This window comes from Neisseria sp. P0021.S007 (genome assembly GCF_051956855.1).
The window spans coordinates 1-703 of sequence record NZ_JBQCXA010000494.1; the positions used below are offsets into that span (position 1 = coordinate 1).

At 53.2% G+C, this 703-nt stretch carries 1 protein-coding gene; it reads right to left on the reverse strand.

The features are described from left to right. On the reverse strand, positions 1 to 703 hold a 703-nt coding region (locus ACTHUR_RS14215), incomplete at both ends, for a GTP-binding protein (protein ID WP_440399201.1).

Below are 703 nucleotides of genomic sequence, written 5' to 3' on the forward strand. Positions count from 1 at the left end.
TCGGTATCCAAAACGACAGTCAACACTTCCCCTGCCTCGGCAGACTCGGTTTTACCGTTTGCATTATAGATTTCGGCAACTTTGGCAACATGGCCGCTGGGTAAAACTTTAACTTCATCGCCCACTTTCAGACGGCCTGCTTCCAATCTGCCTTGATAGCCGCGGAAGTCGTCGCTGCTGCTGCCATCTTGGCGCGCCACGCGTTGTACGGGAAAATGCGCGGCTTGGTCAGCGGCATTTTGACGGTTGACAGGTAGGCTTTCAAGCAAAGGCAAAAGCGGCAAACCTTCATACCACGCGGTTTGGCTGCTGGCATTGACGATATTGTCGCCTTTTAAGGCGCTGATGGGTAGGAAGTGGATTTGTGCTTTGAGGCCGATTTGTTCCGCCAGTTTTCGATAGGCCTCGATAATGGCTTGATATTTGGCTTCGTCAAAGTCGAGCAGGTCGAGTTTGTTGACGGCGACGATGATGTTGGGGCAGCCCAGAAGTTTTAGAATCGCGCTGTGGCGTTTGGTTTGGGGCAGGAGGACAGGCTCGCTGCCGGAAAAATCGACGCGCGTGGCATCGACCAAAATAATGGCGGCATCAGCAGTTGATGCGCCGGTAACCATATTGCGCGTGTATTGCTCGTGTCCCGGCGTGTCGGCAATAATGAATTTGCGTTTGGGCGTGGCGAAATAACGATAGGCCACGTCAATGG